The following is a 15062-nucleotide window of genomic DNA, read 5'->3' on the forward strand; positions in this document are numbered from 1 at the left end:
AGCTAATTAAATGCTAATCACATGCCCTAAATGTGGAACGAAAGCACGCATTGCAACATCACGTACAATTTCTGCTGAAACAAGGGAATTGTATTGCCAATGTTTGAACTTAAATTGTGGAAAAGTCATGGTGTCACACATTTGTTTCTCACATTTTGTTGAGCAAACAGGCCAAAAACCTAACCCTGAGTTGCAACCTGAATTGTGTAAAGACCTCGACCAACTCGACATATTTGACGAAATAGAAAAAGCGCAAGAAAACGATCACAAAGGATCTCTGGATCGTTTACCTAGAACACCAGTAACTTCAACTTTAACAAATACTTGTGTCTAATAGAGTTGAATAAATATTCAGCGGTTATTTTTCGTTTATTTGTAGTGCTGAATTTTGGTGTGGAGGGGAGGGTGAGTCCGAGCGGGCTCAAAATTCCTGTCTATGAGATAAATATTCAGCGTTTTGCATAACCTCGCGAATATGTGTTTTTGGTTGAGGGAGTTTTATTCATGTGGGAAAGACAATACGAACAAGGACGATGGAACGGCTTAGAGTTAAACATACTCAGCACATCGTTAGATGGTGGTAAACGTCTGCATGTGAGTGAAATTCCTTATGCTGATTTACCCAGTATTAAAGTGATGGGCAGCTCCGCGAGTAAGTTTGATCTTGAAGTTGTGTTTGTAGGTTCAAGTTCACTGATTGACGCTAACAAATTATTAGCAAGTTTAAATGAAATACCGAAAGGGGAATTGGAACATCCTTGGCTGGGTGAGATACCACTGGTGTTTGAAAGCTATTCACAAACAATAACGACCAAGCGTGGCCTGGTCACGTTATCACTTAAATTTATACGTGATGGTAAGACGCCTAAATTAATTTCATCTGTATCAACCAAGGTTAGCGCGCAGCAACAAGCAACAATCGTTGAGGGTGTTTCAACTAAAACGTTTGTGCAAGACGTAGAAGAAATGGATATTGCAGACATGAATAGTCTGCAGCAAAGCTTTACTCATGCGATCAATGAATTAATGGGTATTGCGAATGAACTGAATGTACCAAGCCAAATGCTCTCAGCATTGAACCAAGAACTTAATAGCGCGTTCGTGGCCATTTCAAGTATTGCCAATGCTCCAGGACAATTTGCAGAGCAATTAAGTAAAACCATAGACAGCGTGGCTAATGCCGTTCGCTCTGAACCTGACTCAGAAAATGAAGCCGTTGATAATTCAAGAACAGCGCAAGCAACAATGCTGGCTGCAGTGAATATAGAAACACCAAGTGCTCATTACAATGTGCAAATGGTCACAGCCGCTGTGAAAATGAGTAAAGATATTGCCACATTAGAGCAAGATGAAACCTTTAGTGTGATCAACGTAAAAGGTCAGCCATCAATCATCCTGAGTGATTTACAACTTATTGTTACAGAAGTAAACGCACGTATTGATGAAGTGACAGACCAATCAACCCTTGAAAGCACAGAGTTGTTTAATTCATTAATCACCTTGAAAGAAGGTGTTGATACGCAATATAGCAAAGTTAAACTCGGCGTTGAGCCACAACGTTTTATTGAACGTGGACGCTTTATACCTGCGCTTGCTTTGGCTCATGAATTAAATAGTGAATCAACTTTGGTCATGGCCCTTAACCCGTCGAAGCACCCCTTATTTTTGGCCGGAACTATTGGGCTGAGGGTGAGCGAATGAAAACGTTAACCCTACTTATAAACAAAAAACCAATAGCATTTTTCAATGCTGATTTGACGTTTTCAATTGAGCAGTTAGCGCATGAATTTAGCTGTAGCATTCCACCGATGACGATTGAAGCGCCGTTACCGATTGAGTTTTATCTTGATGGGAAACATATCTTCACTGGCAATATTGATACTGCATCAAGCTCAACGGCAAGCCATGAGCATTCTATGAGTATTAGTGGGCGTTCTAAAAGCGCCAATATGATTGATTCACGTATCACGATGGATGCTGAATACGGACAAAAATTAGATACTTTATTGCGGACTATTGCCAAAGACTTTGGTCTTGGAGTCGAGAGTCTTGTTGATCCCGCATTATTAAAGCCAATTGCAGAGTTTCAAATTAATGGTGAATCACCGATTGATAACTTTGCACAATTAGTTAAAGAGCAAGGGCTTGTGCTTATTGAACGCAATGGTGTGTTAACGATTGAAAACCCTGCTCATGCAGTGATCAATGGTGTGGTATTAGAAGTCGGGAATAATGTTGAAGCGTTATCAATTGATAGAAATTTCGCTCAGCAGTTTTACCATATAGAGGTGCAAGGCCAGTGGGATGATGCAAAAGCTATCGTTACTTATGCACCGGCTAATACCCAAAGAAAAATAGTGTTCATTTCAGATCAATTACAAGATGCATCTGCCTGTCAATCTCGCGCCGAATATGAACGTGATCTTGCTATTGCTAAAGGTCTAACGGCTTCAACATCTATTGCCGATTTATTTATAGAGTTAACAGGAAGCGCTATTAATCGGATGATTCGAGTAATAGACAATAAGCAAAATTTCAATGAAATGTTGTTAGTGAAAGGTATTTCACTATCTGTTACCGAAAGTAGCGCGACCACGAAAGTTGATTTATTCAGACCATTTAAGGAAAAAACAAATGTTTAACCGCTTGATGAGTCGTATTAAAAACATGGCCGCTATTGGCAGTGTTACTGGAGCCAAGACCAAGGTACTTCAAATTAAGACATCAACAGGCAAAACAAACGATCGCATTAAGCGCCTACATAATTATGGCTTTATGAGTCGGCCTAAAGTTGGTTCCCGTGCCTACCTGCTTTTTCTGGGTGGTGTAATGAGTCGCGGCTTTTCTTTTTGTGTCGAAGATGAACGTTATGAAATGGAGCTGGAAGAAGGCGAAGTTGCCATGATGGATGATAAAGGCAATTTGGTTCATTTTACCAAAAATGGTATTTCCATTACCTCACTTGGGAAAGTGGACATCACAGCTAAAAAAGACGTCACCGTTAACACTGATGGAAACATTATCGCAAATGGTAAACAGATAAAATTAAATGACGGAACAGGCGCTATTACTTGTGAAAGCATTTGTCCTTTTATGGGTCAGCCGCATGTTGATGGTTCAGCCGTAGTTCTTATAGGAAAGAAATAATGGCATTAAGTAAAACATCGCTAAAAGCAAAAATTATAACTGAAATGAATGCGCAAGGCATGGTCACCGATGGGCCATTTGCCAAAGCGGGTAACCTAGCTGAAGCTATTGCGAATGCAGTTGTTGATGAAATTACCGCTAATGCCGCCGTCAGTATTAAAACTGGCAGCTCCGCGGGAGAGTATAAAGTCTCATGAGTCATTTTAATTTAACCGCATTAACGCTGCCATTGACCACCAACGACGGTTTAATTCATGCCGTTCTTCAAAGTGTGTTGAATCATGCTTTATCGACCGGAAATGACCGTGCCCGGATGGAAAATACTGAGCGTGGTGGTTGCTGGAGTGATGAATTTATCAATGGTGTTGGTTCGCGTGATTGGACATTGAAGCGTGAGAAATTAACAGAGCAAACAATGAAACGAGCAACACTATTTTATGAAGATGCGCTTGCCTGGTTAGTGAATGAAAAACACGTTCAAGCCGTCACTATTGATGTTTTCAAATCCTCCCCGACAATGCTAAGTCGTAAAGTGATATTAACCTTAAATAATGGCGTAAAACTGGAGATAACCCCGTGAGCACACAACGCAGTTTAAAAACATTAGTTGATAGAGCCACATCAACACTCATTGCCAAAACAGGGCAGCACAACCCTGCTATTGATGCCATTGCGTGTGCGATAGCGGGTGTCAGTTATGGTCAGTATGGTTACCAGGACCAGTTATTTAGAGAATTGCATCCTGAAACAGCATCAGAACCGTGGTTATACCTTCACGCTAAACGTCATAAAACTGAACGCCAACTGCCTGACTTTGCAAAAGGTTTTGTGCAGTTAGAGCAATTGGGTGAAGCCGTTGAAGTCATCCAGGGCACATTGTTCGTTGATATCACGAACCGTAAATATGAAACCCTCAATACACAATTTAGCGATGAAGATATTGCTGTTATCGCATTAGTTGCAGGCGTACCAGGTAATTTACCCAATGGTGTTGTACTGACTTTATCAAAAGGTATTAGCGGTATTAATCCTGATAACGTGCTTTGCCTTGGATTTGATGGTGGTACTGATATTGAAGAATTAGAACACTGGCGTCAACGTGTATGCACGGCGTTCAATCAGAGTGAAGAGGTCGGCAAGCGAGAAGATTATGTTAGTTGGGCGTTGTCGGCGCATGCCGATGTTGATTTTGCATGGGCATTAGATAACACACCCAAGCTTGGCATGGTGGAAATATTTATAGGCACTCGGCAGAATGATCCCATCTTGTCCCAAAGTGTGGTCGACACGGTGCAAGCGTACATTGAGACTGTGCGTTTAGCCGGTTGTCATGCAACCGTTACGTTACCCGTGCAAAAGCCGGTGGATATTGAGATCCAAAATGTACAAGATGAGTATATTCGCGCGGACATTGTTATTGCGTTAGAGGCACTATTTAAACGCAAAATGGGTGAACGTGATGAATCCACGATACCGCCAAAACCCATATCACTTTCTCCGACTGAAATTGTCATCGCTATTGCGCCTATCACCAGTAATTACATAGTAAAACAGCCTGTTGAAGAACAATTTATCTCAAACAGTGAGGTTCATACAATGGGAGGTCTCACGTGGACACCTCAGAACTAATCATTGAATACAGCGCCGCTGATTTTACGTTGGCGTTGCGTCAATTATTACCTCAAGGTCATTATTGGCAAGATGCAGACAATATGGAATTGTCCGCACTCATTGCAGGTATGGGCGCCGATTTTAAAATGACCCACGATGAAATTCAGCTTGCATTACTCACTGAAAATGACAGTAATTTGTTCGGGTGGCGTTTAGCTGATTATCAAACATTAATGGCTGACTATGCGATTGTTGGAAAAGTGAATGACAGTTCATCGACGCCCAATATTATTTCAATATATTTAGACCCGAGCCAGCCTTATAAAAAAATGATGGCGGGGTTTGACGCCGTTCGCTTGCCACACACGCAATTTCATTGGGTTTTAAATGCACTTGAAAGTGTTGATGATTTGGTGGTGCGAGTAGGTGGCTATCAAAAGCATATTTATCATATGCGCATAGGCCCTAAAGCGTCGCAAAATGTCGTTAATAGTTTTGCTAATACGGCTCCTTATGTCACGACATTTGAAACATACGAGATAACAATCAATGAATAATACAAACTCAAGTCAGCGCGGTGTGCTTACTGACATAGGTGAACAGAAAATCAATTCACATATAGCAGCAGGAACAAAATTAAGCATCACCCATTTTGTGTTCGGTGACGGCAACGGTCAAGCAGTGAGTCCGAATAAAGCAGGGTTATCGCTAACGAATGAAGTCGGTCGGGAATCGATAACCGAAACTACGCCTAACGTCCTTTCAGGCGGAATTTTTATGTCGTCTGATATGGCTGGTAAATATAATGGGCAATGGATAAGAGAAGTTGGATTAGTTGATTTGGAAGGTGATTTAATCGTCTGGTGCTCTTATTCGCCGACGATTATTGATTTATTAACTTCTCGTAAGATGATTATAAACATTCCTATTTTGTCGAGTGATACGGTATCTATCACTATAGATACAACTAAAAAGTTTGTATCTCAGGATGAGTTAAATGCACTAAGGAATGAATTATTAGGACTCATGCTAACTCAAGACTTTTCACATTATGCAGCGCAACTAGCCGATTTTGAAAATGACATTTATGCCACTTTACCGGTCAGTATCATGGCGATGATTCCTGCAGGTTTAATGCAGGGAATATGCGACGAGACAGATTATCCACTATTTACCCCGCGCGATGGTATTAACTACGTGCTGTCAATTCAAACATATTATAACGATGTTGGTTTTGAACAAACAATCACAATCATTGAGCAATCGGATAATAAGCTCGATGTTAACTTAACATTTAAACGAAGTGGCCGAGATTTTTCCGATGCAGTTCAATGGGATTCAATGCTTGGATTGCCACCAAACAAAGATTTAATCGTTAATACGCTGCGTTTCAGAACTGACGTTTACGCAATCGACATGTAAGGACATCATATGCCATTAATATTCACCGGATTTGAAGAAGTTAACCCGTCTTTATCTATCCCGTCACAAATACTAGAGCTTGAACTCATCAATACACCGTCAATTTCAGTCGTTGCGGGGCGAAATAATGAAGGTCAGGCGTTGAGAACAACGAACGGGTCGTATATCCAATGTCGTTTACCGACGCAATCGTCAAAACGAGCCGTTGAAATTGGTGCCGCGTTTAAATACACAAATGAAACGAGTAATAATGTATTGATACAAGTCTGCCATGCAACAGAACCTACATTGAGTACGGATCATGAGGCGCAACCTTCCGCACATGTTGCCGTTATTTACATCAAAGATGGATATCTATGTGTGGCTTATAAAGGCAGTAACAAGCAGCTTATAAAATTAACAGAAAATGAATACACATATGTTGAAATTAGATTTTACTTTTGCAAATACGCAGATGTATACGCGATCTCTTCTGCGATTTTTGTAAACGGTTTAAATGTGTTGGACATGGGCCGTATTGAATCGAGTTCAAGTATATATGATACCGTCGTATATTTTGCGGCTGCATCAGGGGATATGCAGATTGATATTGATCATCTTTACATGTTTACCGATGACTCGAATCTTAAAAACCAGTATTTGCCTATTCTAGCGTCGGGTAAAATATCCACATTGGCATTATCTACAGTCAGTAATACGTTTGCTGTCACTGAAAATAATACTGATGTAGCGCTAGCGTTATCAGATAATAGTGATGATACATACATTAGTAGCACGCTACCGGCTGATGCGGTGCTTAGTGTAAATGATAGCAATATATCCAATGTTTACGCGCTTAAAATGGCAACCCGAGGTAAATCGGAAACGACAGGCGTCACAGTGCTGTCTCTTGAAGACAGCAACGGCAAAGATATATTGAGAGAGAATGCTGTTGCATTTACTCGGGGTTTATCGAGCTACTCATTTCCTGCAGAAGTATCAACAAATTCAAAAACAACAGCCGATAAAATCAATTCAGGTGCGTTGTTAAGGATTAAGACGTAATGACACATATTACAGCGACTAACATCGATATGTTGAGTCGAGAAAGTGGTGCGCACATCACCGAAGTAAACGTTGATGTGTTGACTCGAGAAAGTGGTGCGCACATCAACGCAGTAAATGTTGATATGTTGACTAGAGAAAGTGGTGCGCATATCAGCGCAGTAAACGTTGATCTATTACACATGCAATTATTACCGTCTGTGCGTATTGCTGCTATTTATTTCAATACTGGCAATGTGTCATTACGCGAAATTTTTGATAAGCAAAATTCAGCAAGTTTTATGGCATTAGTTAATCGTGAAAATGGGGTTGTAACATGAGTGAAGTAAAGCATTACACAATCGTGACAACTCGCGGTCTTGAAAAAATACAATCGAAGTACCAAAATAATGAAACGGTCAATTTAACGCACATGGGATTTGGTGGTACAAATCAATACACGGCGCCGGATGAGTCTGCGATTGCCGTTCCCAATCAATGGGCTAAAATCCCACTTGAGCGCCACCCTGACACGGGGTTTATAGGTGGTGGTGCAACGATTACGAATCAAGACGAGTACAAAGGACAATGGATAGCTAACGTTGGTATTTATGATGAAGATGATGAGCTTATTATTATTTCAGCGACGCCGCTTATTGAAATGTCATTAGATAGTTCTGTTGTTGCATCATATCCAATTGATATTTTTACGGTCTTAGATAATACAGTAAATGTCATTGTCGTTACGGATACATCTATCACGCATCCCACACATGATGAATTAAATGTGGCAATAAATGAAGTGAAAGAAAACACATTATTCGTTGTTGAACGATTATTTCCTGTCGGGCACGTACACATTACGGTTAATGAAGCTAACCCTGCTACTTATGGCTATCCGGGGCTGTGGGAGATGCAAGGTGCAGATATGACGCTATTAACAACACGAACAGCGTCCGACGTTAATCAGGTGCTCGGTACAAATACGCCATCAGTGCCGCTATTGCAACATAGCCACACAGCTCAATTTAGTGGTGATAGGCTTCCTGAACACTCACATTCACAAGATAATAGAACTGCACTGGTATCACCAAATTCAGGAAACTCAGACCCAACATCTGGATCGCCATCGGGATCTAGAGGGGGCACTACATCTGGAGAGTCTGGCGGAACACCAACTGGCCACGTGAGTGTATCTAGTGCGGGTGTTGAAAACGCGACGCTAGATGTGCGTGGTAAGCACTTAACAGTGTATGTCTTTTTGCGTACTGCGTGATGATATTAACTCCTATTTAATATTAACGAAACCCAGCATTTACGCTGGGTTTTCTACATCTACATTATAGAAACTGCATAAATATCAACATCTATCTTCGCGCGATACACTAAAAATCAAATGAGCAGATAGAGAATGCCATGCCAGGAGAAGACATTGCGCGTATCGATGCAACGATGAGTAATCTTGTCGACTTGACGCGTGAGCAGAACATCACACTAAATAAAATGTTAGTCATGCAAACCACGACAAGCACTAATCAAATGGCTGATTCAAAGCGCATTGATAAACTTGAATCTGATAGAACGTGGGGTGCAAGGCTGATTATCGGCGCATTAATTAGCGCTGCAATAATTGCTTTCAAGGTAGGATAAGATGAATAAATTTAGTAAAAATAGCGCGACACGATTAGCGACTTGCCACCCTGATTTACGGCGTGTATTTACCAAAGTACTTCAGGTTTTCGATTGCTCAATTCTTTGTGGTCATCGTAGCGAAGAAGAACAAAACGCACTACCAGATGATAAAACCCAAGTTAAGTTTCCTGACAGTATGCATAACTCATTACCGAGTAAAGCCGTTGATGTTGCACCATATCCGATCGATTGGGATGACCGAGAGCGCCTTAGTTACTTTGCAGGCATTGTGATTGGCGTTGGTGCTTCAATGGGCGTTGCTATTCGCTGGGGCGGTGATTGGGATAAAGATAATGAACTCAACGATAATAACTTTGATGACTTGGTCCACTTTGAACTTATTTAAGCTTAAGAGGCGTTATGATGGGAATATTTAGTAAGATTTTCGGTACTGACTCCGCTATTCAATCGGGCTTAGATATGATTGCCAATGCCGGTGACGCCATTGTGTTTACCGATGAAGAAAAAGCACAGCAAAAAGTAACATTGCTCAAAGCGTATGAGCCATTTAAATTGATCCAACGTTTTATTGTGATGGTGTTTTGTGTGCCCTACGTGAGTTTGCACGTTGTGGTGATTGTAGGCCAATTACTTGGCATGAACTGGGGCGATATAAGCATCATGATTAATGATGCTTTTGGTTATCCAGTGCTTGCGGCTGTTGGCTTATACCTTACCGGAGGCGTAATACCCAGTCGTAAATAATTCACGAAAGGGGATTGATGAGCTTATACAGCCACCGGCTCTAAGCTCACATAATCATTGATCGTCACAACCTCTATGCCCACAAAATCATTCAACTCACAGACCGATTCAAGCAGTGGCACTAATTCATTTTTGTAAAAGATACGGTCTACTTTATTCAAATCATTACTGGTACTAAACCCTTCACGTGCAATGCTCATTAAATCTAACGGAATGCGGTGACTGGCAAGTACATCATTGGTTGTCATACTCTTGATGTCTTTGAATGCATCTTTCGCTTCAACCTGACCAATTGGCGTGAGTTCGGGTGCTTTACCATCCTTACCTTTACCGTTAATGAATAAGTTTTTAAACGCGCCTAAGCCTGCTTGTTGCTTTAACTTATTCTGAATAGCCTCTTCTTGCGCATCTGTTATGTTCGGGTCGTTCATATAAAGCAAATAACCGGCATGCGCACCATTGAGGTAATACTTACGGCGAAACAGTGTTGCATCTTCATTAAGCCAGACTGAGCTTAATGCGGCAATGTGTTGCGGCATACCGTATATTTCTTGGCAAATATCATATTCAGACAAATGAAATACTTGTCTCGCCTTGTAATCTATTCTGCCATCATCATTGAACTCATTTGGTTTGTAAGTGTAAAGACCAATGGTTGCTTGCGCGCGCATATACAGCGCGGGTAAATGTTTGATGCAAACAACATCCCCCAGAGCATTTCTAATGACGGATAAATAGCTATTACCAAACGTCAAAAAGTCATACAAAAAACGCTTAAAATCAGGTTTACTCAATAATGATGATAGCGTGACAGAACTCGCGGCCATGTTACGTTTTACATATAAGGCAGAGCCATGCATCGAATTGGCGCGGTTTGCTTTAGCTAATGTATCTAAAGGGATCGGCGGCTCATATAAGCCATCAACTAAAGCGACTTCCATATAGCTGAGAATATCACTGGCCATTACGCTTTGTGGTGTATCAAAAGTTATCAAAATAGTCTCTCTTATAAGAATGAAATAGTGGTTGAGTCATCGCGTAAAATGTCGATTGGCTCCCAGTGTAAAACGTGCATTGCAGCCCAGGCTAAATCAGCATGCGAGCCTATTTTGTTACGTGCAGAAATAAAGGTGATCTGATTACTCTTCACTGTCGTGTGTTGCCGTATCATCAAGAAGGAATGCACTAAATCATCCCATTCATCATCAAATTGCAAACGTCCTGCATTGATGATTTCACGGGCTTTATACGCCATCATGCGTTTTATCTCGGGTGAGTAATCCAGCATGGTCAGTCCTGGATAGAATTTTCTGACCAGTTCCGCGACCGCAGAGCCCACGCCGCCGATATCAATAGCCAAATAAACCACCGTGTACTTTTCACAAATACCTTGAATAGCGTTAGCCTGGTCTTCATAGCTTGAGCCTTTTAAACGAAGGCGCTCAATTATGCGAAACGAGCCCCCTTTGATAGCAGGTTTTAAGGCAACAACTAACCCCGCATCGTCAGAGCCTTCACCTTGCCCGCCGCCGCGCGGGTCATAACCCACTAATACCTCACGCCTACCAACAGGGTGAAGCGCATCAAAATCAACATCACTCCATAATGATGTATCTGCTTTACAGGCAAGCAATGCCTTAATGCTAAAGAATGAGGATGCATCGTCTAAAAATACGCAGCGCAGTAAGTTATCAAATACTGTTTTATCCGGATATTTACGGCGTAGTTTATCCATGTTGAAAAAGTTAGCGCCACCGGCTATCGCATCATCCACGGTTATCATCTGACGGAAAATACCATCAACGCCTAGCGCACCAGCTTTAAGTGCTTTATGGCTTATTTCAATTTTTAAATCTTTTCTGCCGGACCATTTTGAATATGCTTCATGGGCGGTACTCGATGGCGTCGATAAATACGTTGTGCGGTACTTGGATTGAATTGTCAGACCACCAATAAGGTCGTCTAGCTCTTTGAACTTTGGGATCCAAAATGCTTCATCAATATATAAATGGCCGTTAAAACCTTGACCTGTGCGAGCGTTCGTTGATAAGAACGTTAAACTTGCGCCATTACTGAGTTGTAAATCATCTTTCCCTTTTAATTCCACATCGCCAAGTTCAAGTGCAAATTTACGAATGTAGTTTTTAAATATCTCACTTTGCTTACGCGATGCAGATAAAAACACCTGGTTATCGCCGGTTAATATCGCATCTTCAAACGCTTCAAATGCAAAATAAAATGTTAAACCAATTTGACGAGACTTAAGGTAAAAACGCATCTCGTTAATGTCGTTATTACACTTATGATCGTGAATATTTTTTTGATACTCAAAGAACGTCTTTTCTCTGAAATTCGCCAATATATCAGGCGTGATACCTGAGATATCATTTTTAGTTTTATTGCTTGGCCTGCCACGTCGCTGTTCTGAATGACTGTCGTTATGACTGGTTTTTTTCTTACGGCGCTCAGCGGTGTCGCGTTTGTGTTTCTGCTCAAGCAGTATTTCGAGTTCTTTGATTTGCGATTCGTGCTTTCTGTCAACCCAAAGCAGGTACGCAATACGCTGACGAAGCATTAATTCAACGGGCGCATCATCGCGCATTTGCTTCCAACCAAATTTAGATATCCATTGTTGGATTGTTCTTGGCGCAATCACTAGTGCATCGGCAATCTCGGCTGTTTTATATTGGCGTAAGTAATACCCCAATGCATGCGTTTGCATCTGGGTATAAATTGGTTTTTCTGGTGGCGTTGCAATTAAATTTATCTTCATCGTTACAGTGTGCAATAACAACGGAAATACCTCAGTAAATCAAGTTTCTACATTCCCTATATAGAAATAGGTTCGATATTAAAAGAGGGCATATTTCGGTAAATTAAAATGACGCATTACAGGAGATTAACGGCATGTTTCAATCTGAACCCCTTTGTATTTTGACCGCTGGCCCTACGGTCGACGGTCGTTTAATCGAGCAACAAGTTATTGATGATATTGCAGAGCAATATGATCCGAAAACATATAACGCCCGCATTAATGAAGACCATTGGTCATGGGGCGCTAAGTTCGGTTCTGTACTGTCCGTTGAAAAACGTGAAAACCAACTATTTGCGATATTAAAACCAAATGCATTGTTCTTAAACATGATTGAACAGGGGCAACTGCTGCATACGTCATGTGAAATTACACACGATTTTGCCAAGACGGGTAAAAGCTACCTGACAGGCCTTGCATTAACAGATGAACCTGCATCATTGGGGACCACTGAGATTCATTTATCAGCCAAAGATAAAAACAAACATAAAGATGAAAACAAAGAAAGCTTAAGCAGTGGGGCAACCGTTGGTGAAAATAAAATTATTGCACCTGAAGTACCCGATGAAAAAGAAGATTTAAAGCTACTCGCAAGAATTAAAAAAATATTCAGCATAAGCCCTGAGCCAATCACGCAACTCGAACAAGAAGAGAATGAACCCATGGATAAAGAGACAAAAGAATTACTCGCAACACAAACCGAAAATATCACTGCGTTAACTGCGGCGGTGACACTGTTAGCCTCGACGACTAAACCTGTCATACCAGTGCCTGAAACAGTGCCAGAAACCGTTCCAATTGCACCTGCCGTACCAGAAAAACCGGAAGAGAGTGAAGTCTCAAAACTGTCAGCGAAGGTTGATGACTTGGTTGAAAAGCTCAACAAAATAACGGATGAAAACCCACGCGACCCAGCGGGTAAACAAGATGAATCGGGTTACTTGTAAATCATGGTGTATTTGGTTTCTCATTCTCTTTTTAATGTATTTATTATTGGATTTTAACTATGCAAGAAATAACAAAAATAGCGGTTGAAGGTTATAAAAAAGCCGTTGCAAAGCAAAACAATGTCGCTGATGTGACTGAAAAATTCAGTGTTACACCAGCGGCAACACAAAAAATAATCGCCGTTATTCGTGAGAACAATTGGTTCCTGAGCAAAATTAATATTATGCCCGTAAGCAACCAAAAGGGTGAAGCGCTTGGTTTAGGTGTCTCGGGCATGATTGCGAGCCGTACTAATACTAAAGCGGGCTCAGAGCGTAAACCGAAAGCTGTGTATAGCATGACGCCGATGCCGTATCTGTGTGAACAAGTAAACTTTGATTCACATATTCGTTACGATCAATTAGATGCATTCGCGCACTTAAATAACTTCAATAAAATCATTGCATCACAAACCCGTGAGCAAATTGATTTAAACAAAGTGACTATCGGTTTTCATGGTGAACGTAGCGCGCCTGATACAGATGCGAGCGCAAACCCAAATGGTGAAGATGTGTGTAAAGGTTGGTTGCAGGCTATTCGTGAACATAATTCTGATGCCATGCTCACCGAAGGTAAAACAGCGAGTGAAATTCGCATCGGCGAAGGTGAACCAGTGGGCGATGGTTCGGGCGCTGGTTTAGGTGATTTCATTAACCTCGATTTAGCCGTGATGAATGTAAAAGCGTTACTCGGTGATGAGTGTGCCAACGATTCTGATTTAGTGGCGTTAATCGGCTCTGATTTACTGGCTTTTGATAAAGCCAAATTCTATGCCGCACATGGTAATACGCCCAGTGAAAAATCAAAGATTGAAGATAAACAAGTGATCGGCACTTATGGAGGTTTACCGTCTGCGTGTCCACCATCATTCCCACCAACCGGCATTCTTGTTACTAGTTTCAAGAACCTGTCGATTTATATTCAAAAAGATTCGATTCGTCGTACTGCTGCAATCAAGAATGACCGACTTGATCAGCTTGAAAATTTTGAATCCATGAACATGGCTTATGTGGTCGAGCAGTTACCCAAAGCCGCCGCGCTTGAGTTTGATAACGTGAAGTTATGGATTGATGGCCAATGGGTTTAATACCCGAAAATAACGCCCTGTAAAATAACACCCCCCATGCAGGCTTTCGCTGCTTTATCAACACCGATTACGTGTTGCTATTAGCCAAGCGTTAAGCCTGCACCTAAGAGGCTTTTATGCAATTTGTCGGAAATAAAGACGATATATATGGCTCGATACTGCCCGCAACAACGCTATATCCAGAGTTGAGCATTGCAGAGTTTCAGCGTGTGTTTCATTTTTTAAGTAATGAAACAGAGGCTGGTATTTTGCACCACGCCAGGGTTGCTCGAATTACGGTTAATCAAGAGTTACTCGACACGGTAAAACCATTTAACGGCCTTGCTGGACTATCACTCGAGCGTTTTGACGAAACTGAAACGGGTGACGTTTTATATAAACAGGCTGTTTTTGCGTTAACTGCAAATAACTTAGTTGAGAATCAGTTGAGTATGAATGCCACGGTTGAAGCGACAGATCGACAAGAAGCTATACAGGCCAAAGCTGACCATTGTTTAGTGCAGTATCGTCAAGCAATCGACTTGTTACTTAACGCCAAAGCAACCTATCGGTTTGAGATAGTTTAAGGGATAGCTT

Annotated in this window: 20 protein-coding genes; 18 read left to right on the forward strand and 2 right to left on the reverse strand. The window is 41.3% G+C overall.

Going from position 1 to position 15062, the window contains the following annotated elements:
- Nucleotides 1-10: 10 nt before the first annotated feature.
- From JFU56_RS00195 to JFU56_RS00265, 15 genes are all read left to right on the forward strand, one after another.
- Nucleotides 11-334 (forward strand): ogr/Delta-like zinc finger family protein, encoded by a 324-nt coding sequence (locus JFU56_RS00195; protein ID WP_198435283.1) that lies wholly within the window; start codon nucleotides 11-13, stop codon nucleotides 332-334.
- Nucleotides 335-504: 170 nt separating this feature from the next.
- Nucleotides 505-1701, forward strand: a complete 1197-nt coding sequence (locus tag JFU56_RS00200; RefSeq protein WP_198435284.1) for a DNA circularization N-terminal domain-containing protein — start codon at nucleotides 505-507, stop codon at nucleotides 1699-1701.
- A complete protein-coding gene (locus JFU56_RS00205; protein ID WP_198435285.1) occupies nucleotides 1698-2642 on the forward strand; it encodes a hypothetical protein in 945 nt (314 codons plus the stop codon). Before JFU56_RS00200 ends, JFU56_RS00205 begins: the two co-directional genes overlap by 4 nt.
- Nucleotides 2635-3147 (forward strand): phage baseplate assembly protein, encoded by a 513-nt coding sequence (locus tag JFU56_RS00210; protein ID WP_198435822.1) that lies wholly within the window; start codon nucleotides 2635-2637, stop codon nucleotides 3145-3147. Before JFU56_RS00205 ends, JFU56_RS00210 begins: the two co-directional genes overlap by 8 nt.
- Nucleotides 3147-3344, forward strand: coding sequence for a hypothetical protein (locus JFU56_RS00215; RefSeq protein ID WP_198435286.1), 198 nt, complete (start codon nucleotides 3147-3149; stop codon nucleotides 3342-3344). Before JFU56_RS00210 ends, JFU56_RS00215 begins: the two co-directional genes overlap by 1 nt.
- Nucleotides 3341-3727 (forward strand): phage GP46 family protein, encoded by a 387-nt coding sequence (locus JFU56_RS00220; RefSeq protein WP_198435287.1) that lies wholly within the window; start codon nucleotides 3341-3343, stop codon nucleotides 3725-3727. Before JFU56_RS00215 ends, JFU56_RS00220 begins: the two co-directional genes overlap by 4 nt.
- Nucleotides 3724-4776, forward strand: a complete 1053-nt coding sequence (locus JFU56_RS00225; protein ID WP_198435288.1) for a baseplate J/gp47 family protein — start codon at nucleotides 3724-3726, stop codon at nucleotides 4774-4776. Before JFU56_RS00220 ends, JFU56_RS00225 begins: the two co-directional genes overlap by 4 nt.
- Nucleotides 4758-5315, forward strand: coding sequence for a hypothetical protein (locus JFU56_RS00230; protein ID WP_198435289.1), 558 nt, complete (start codon nucleotides 4758-4760; stop codon nucleotides 5313-5315). Before JFU56_RS00225 ends, JFU56_RS00230 begins: the two co-directional genes overlap by 19 nt.
- On the forward strand, nucleotides 5308-6180 hold the full coding sequence (locus tag JFU56_RS00235; RefSeq protein ID WP_198435290.1) for a phage tail protein: 873 nt from the start codon (nucleotides 5308-5310) through the stop codon (nucleotides 6178-6180). The genes JFU56_RS00230 and JFU56_RS00235 overlap by 8 nt, the downstream gene beginning before the upstream one ends.
- Nucleotides 6181-6189: 9 nt before the next feature.
- Nucleotides 6190-7224 carry a hypothetical protein gene (locus JFU56_RS00240; RefSeq protein WP_198435291.1) on the forward strand — a complete coding sequence of 345 codons (1035 nt, stop codon included), beginning with the start codon at nucleotides 6190-6192 and terminating at the stop codon, nucleotides 7222-7224.
- Nucleotides 7224-7544 carry a hypothetical protein gene (locus JFU56_RS00245; protein ID WP_198435292.1) on the forward strand — a complete coding sequence of 107 codons (321 nt, stop codon included), beginning with the start codon at nucleotides 7224-7226 and terminating at the stop codon, nucleotides 7542-7544. Before JFU56_RS00240 ends, JFU56_RS00245 begins: the two co-directional genes overlap by 1 nt.
- Nucleotides 7541-8479, forward strand: coding sequence for a phage tail protein (locus JFU56_RS00250; protein ID WP_198435293.1), 939 nt, complete (start codon nucleotides 7541-7543; stop codon nucleotides 8477-8479). The genes JFU56_RS00245 and JFU56_RS00250 overlap by 4 nt, the downstream gene beginning before the upstream one ends.
- Before the next feature lie 140 nt (nucleotides 8480-8619).
- Complete coding sequence (locus JFU56_RS00255; protein ID WP_198435294.1) at nucleotides 8620-8853, forward strand: hypothetical protein; 234 nt, start codon at nucleotides 8620-8622, stop codon at nucleotides 8851-8853.
- A 1-nt stretch (nucleotide 8854) separates the two neighbouring features.
- Nucleotides 8855-9241 (forward strand): M15 family peptidase, encoded by a 387-nt coding sequence (locus tag JFU56_RS00260; protein WP_198435295.1) that lies wholly within the window; start codon nucleotides 8855-8857, stop codon nucleotides 9239-9241.
- 14 nt (nucleotides 9242-9255) lie between these two features.
- A complete protein-coding gene (locus JFU56_RS00265) occupies nucleotides 9256-9600 on the forward strand; it encodes a hypothetical protein (protein WP_198435296.1) in 345 nt (114 codons plus the stop codon).
- A 23-nt stretch (nucleotides 9601-9623) separates the two neighbouring features.
- Here the strand turns inward: JFU56_RS00265 and JFU56_RS00270 are convergent, their stop codons facing one another.
- Together JFU56_RS00270 and JFU56_RS00275 are read right to left on the reverse strand one after the other, a co-directional pair.
- Nucleotides 9624-10595 carry a phage portal protein gene (locus JFU56_RS00270; protein WP_198435297.1) on the reverse strand — a complete coding sequence of 324 codons (972 nt, stop codon included), beginning with the start codon at nucleotides 10593-10595 and terminating at the stop codon, nucleotides 9624-9626.
- A gap of 11 nt (nucleotides 10596-10606) precedes the next feature.
- The gene (locus JFU56_RS00275; protein WP_198435298.1) at nucleotides 10607-12373 is read right to left on the reverse strand and encodes a terminase large subunit domain-containing protein; all 1767 of its coding nucleotides are present in this window, start codon (nucleotides 12371-12373) and stop codon (nucleotides 10607-10609) included.
- Nucleotides 12374-12507: 134 nt separating this feature from the next.
- Between JFU56_RS00275 and JFU56_RS00280 the strand changes: the two genes are divergently transcribed.
- From JFU56_RS00280 to JFU56_RS00290, 3 genes are all read left to right on the forward strand, one after another.
- The gene (locus tag JFU56_RS00280; RefSeq protein ID WP_198435299.1) at nucleotides 12508-13359 is read left to right on the forward strand and encodes a GPO family capsid scaffolding protein; all 852 of its coding nucleotides are present in this window, start codon (nucleotides 12508-12510) and stop codon (nucleotides 13357-13359) included.
- Nucleotides 13360-13418: 59 nt separating this feature from the next.
- Nucleotides 13419-14486 carry a phage major capsid protein, P2 family gene (locus JFU56_RS00285; protein ID WP_198435300.1) on the forward strand — a complete coding sequence of 356 codons (1068 nt, stop codon included), beginning with the start codon at nucleotides 13419-13421 and terminating at the stop codon, nucleotides 14484-14486.
- A 116-nt stretch (nucleotides 14487-14602) separates the two neighbouring features.
- A complete protein-coding gene (locus tag JFU56_RS00290; protein WP_198435301.1) occupies nucleotides 14603-15052 on the forward strand; it encodes a head completion/stabilization protein in 450 nt (149 codons plus the stop codon).
- The last annotated feature ends 10 nt before the right edge of the window (nucleotides 15053-15062 follow it).

The organism is Moritella sp. F3 (assembly GCF_015082335.1).
GTDB lineage: Bacteria > Pseudomonadota > Gammaproteobacteria > Enterobacterales > Moritellaceae > Moritella.

What these genes read in the sequence shown, in the direction of transcription:
- JFU56_RS00275 (WP_198435298.1), bottom strand. Translation starts at nt 12,373, where the DNA reads ATGAAGATAAATTTAATTGCAACGCCACCAGAAAAACCAATTTATACC.
- JFU56_RS00215 (WP_198435286.1), top strand. Translation starts at nt 3,147, where the DNA reads ATGGCATTAAGTAAAACATCGCTAAAAGCAAAAATTATAACTGAAATG.
- JFU56_RS00285 (WP_198435300.1), top strand. Translation starts at nt 13,419, where the DNA reads ATGCAAGAAATAACAAAAATAGCGGTTGAAGGTTATAAAAAAGCCGTT.
- JFU56_RS00235 (WP_198435290.1), top strand. Translation starts at nt 5,308, where the DNA reads ATGAATAATACAAACTCAAGTCAGCGCGGTGTGCTTACTGACATAGGT.
- JFU56_RS00240 (WP_198435291.1), top strand. Translation starts at nt 6,190, where the DNA reads ATGCCATTAATATTCACCGGATTTGAAGAAGTTAACCCGTCTTTATCT.
- JFU56_RS00250 (WP_198435293.1), top strand. Translation starts at nt 7,541, where the DNA reads ATGAGTGAAGTAAAGCATTACACAATCGTGACAACTCGCGGTCTTGAA.
- JFU56_RS00255 (WP_198435294.1), top strand. Translation starts at nt 8,620, where the DNA reads ATGCCAGGAGAAGACATTGCGCGTATCGATGCAACGATGAGTAATCTT.
- JFU56_RS00200 (WP_198435284.1), top strand. Translation starts at nt 505, where the DNA reads ATGTGGGAAAGACAATACGAACAAGGACGATGGAACGGCTTAGAGTTA.
- JFU56_RS00205 (WP_198435285.1), top strand. Translation starts at nt 1,698, where the DNA reads ATGAAAACGTTAACCCTACTTATAAACAAAAAACCAATAGCATTTTTC.
- JFU56_RS00265 (WP_198435296.1), top strand. Translation starts at nt 9,256, where the DNA reads ATGATGGGAATATTTAGTAAGATTTTCGGTACTGACTCCGCTATTCAA.
- JFU56_RS00195 (WP_198435283.1), top strand. Translation starts at nt 11, where the DNA reads ATGCTAATCACATGCCCTAAATGTGGAACGAAAGCACGCATTGCAACA.
- JFU56_RS00210 (WP_198435822.1), top strand. Translation starts at nt 2,635, where the DNA reads ATGTTTAACCGCTTGATGAGTCGTATTAAAAACATGGCCGCTATTGGC.
- JFU56_RS00245 (WP_198435292.1), top strand. Translation starts at nt 7,224, where the DNA reads ATGACACATATTACAGCGACTAACATCGATATGTTGAGTCGAGAAAGT.
- JFU56_RS00220 (WP_198435287.1), top strand. Translation starts at nt 3,341, where the DNA reads ATGAGTCATTTTAATTTAACCGCATTAACGCTGCCATTGACCACCAAC.
- JFU56_RS00290 (WP_198435301.1), top strand. Translation starts at nt 14,603, where the DNA reads ATGCAATTTGTCGGAAATAAAGACGATATATATGGCTCGATACTGCCC.
- JFU56_RS00260 (WP_198435295.1), top strand. Translation starts at nt 8,855, where the DNA reads ATGAATAAATTTAGTAAAAATAGCGCGACACGATTAGCGACTTGCCAC.
- JFU56_RS00280 (WP_198435299.1), top strand. Translation starts at nt 12,508, where the DNA reads ATGTTTCAATCTGAACCCCTTTGTATTTTGACCGCTGGCCCTACGGTC.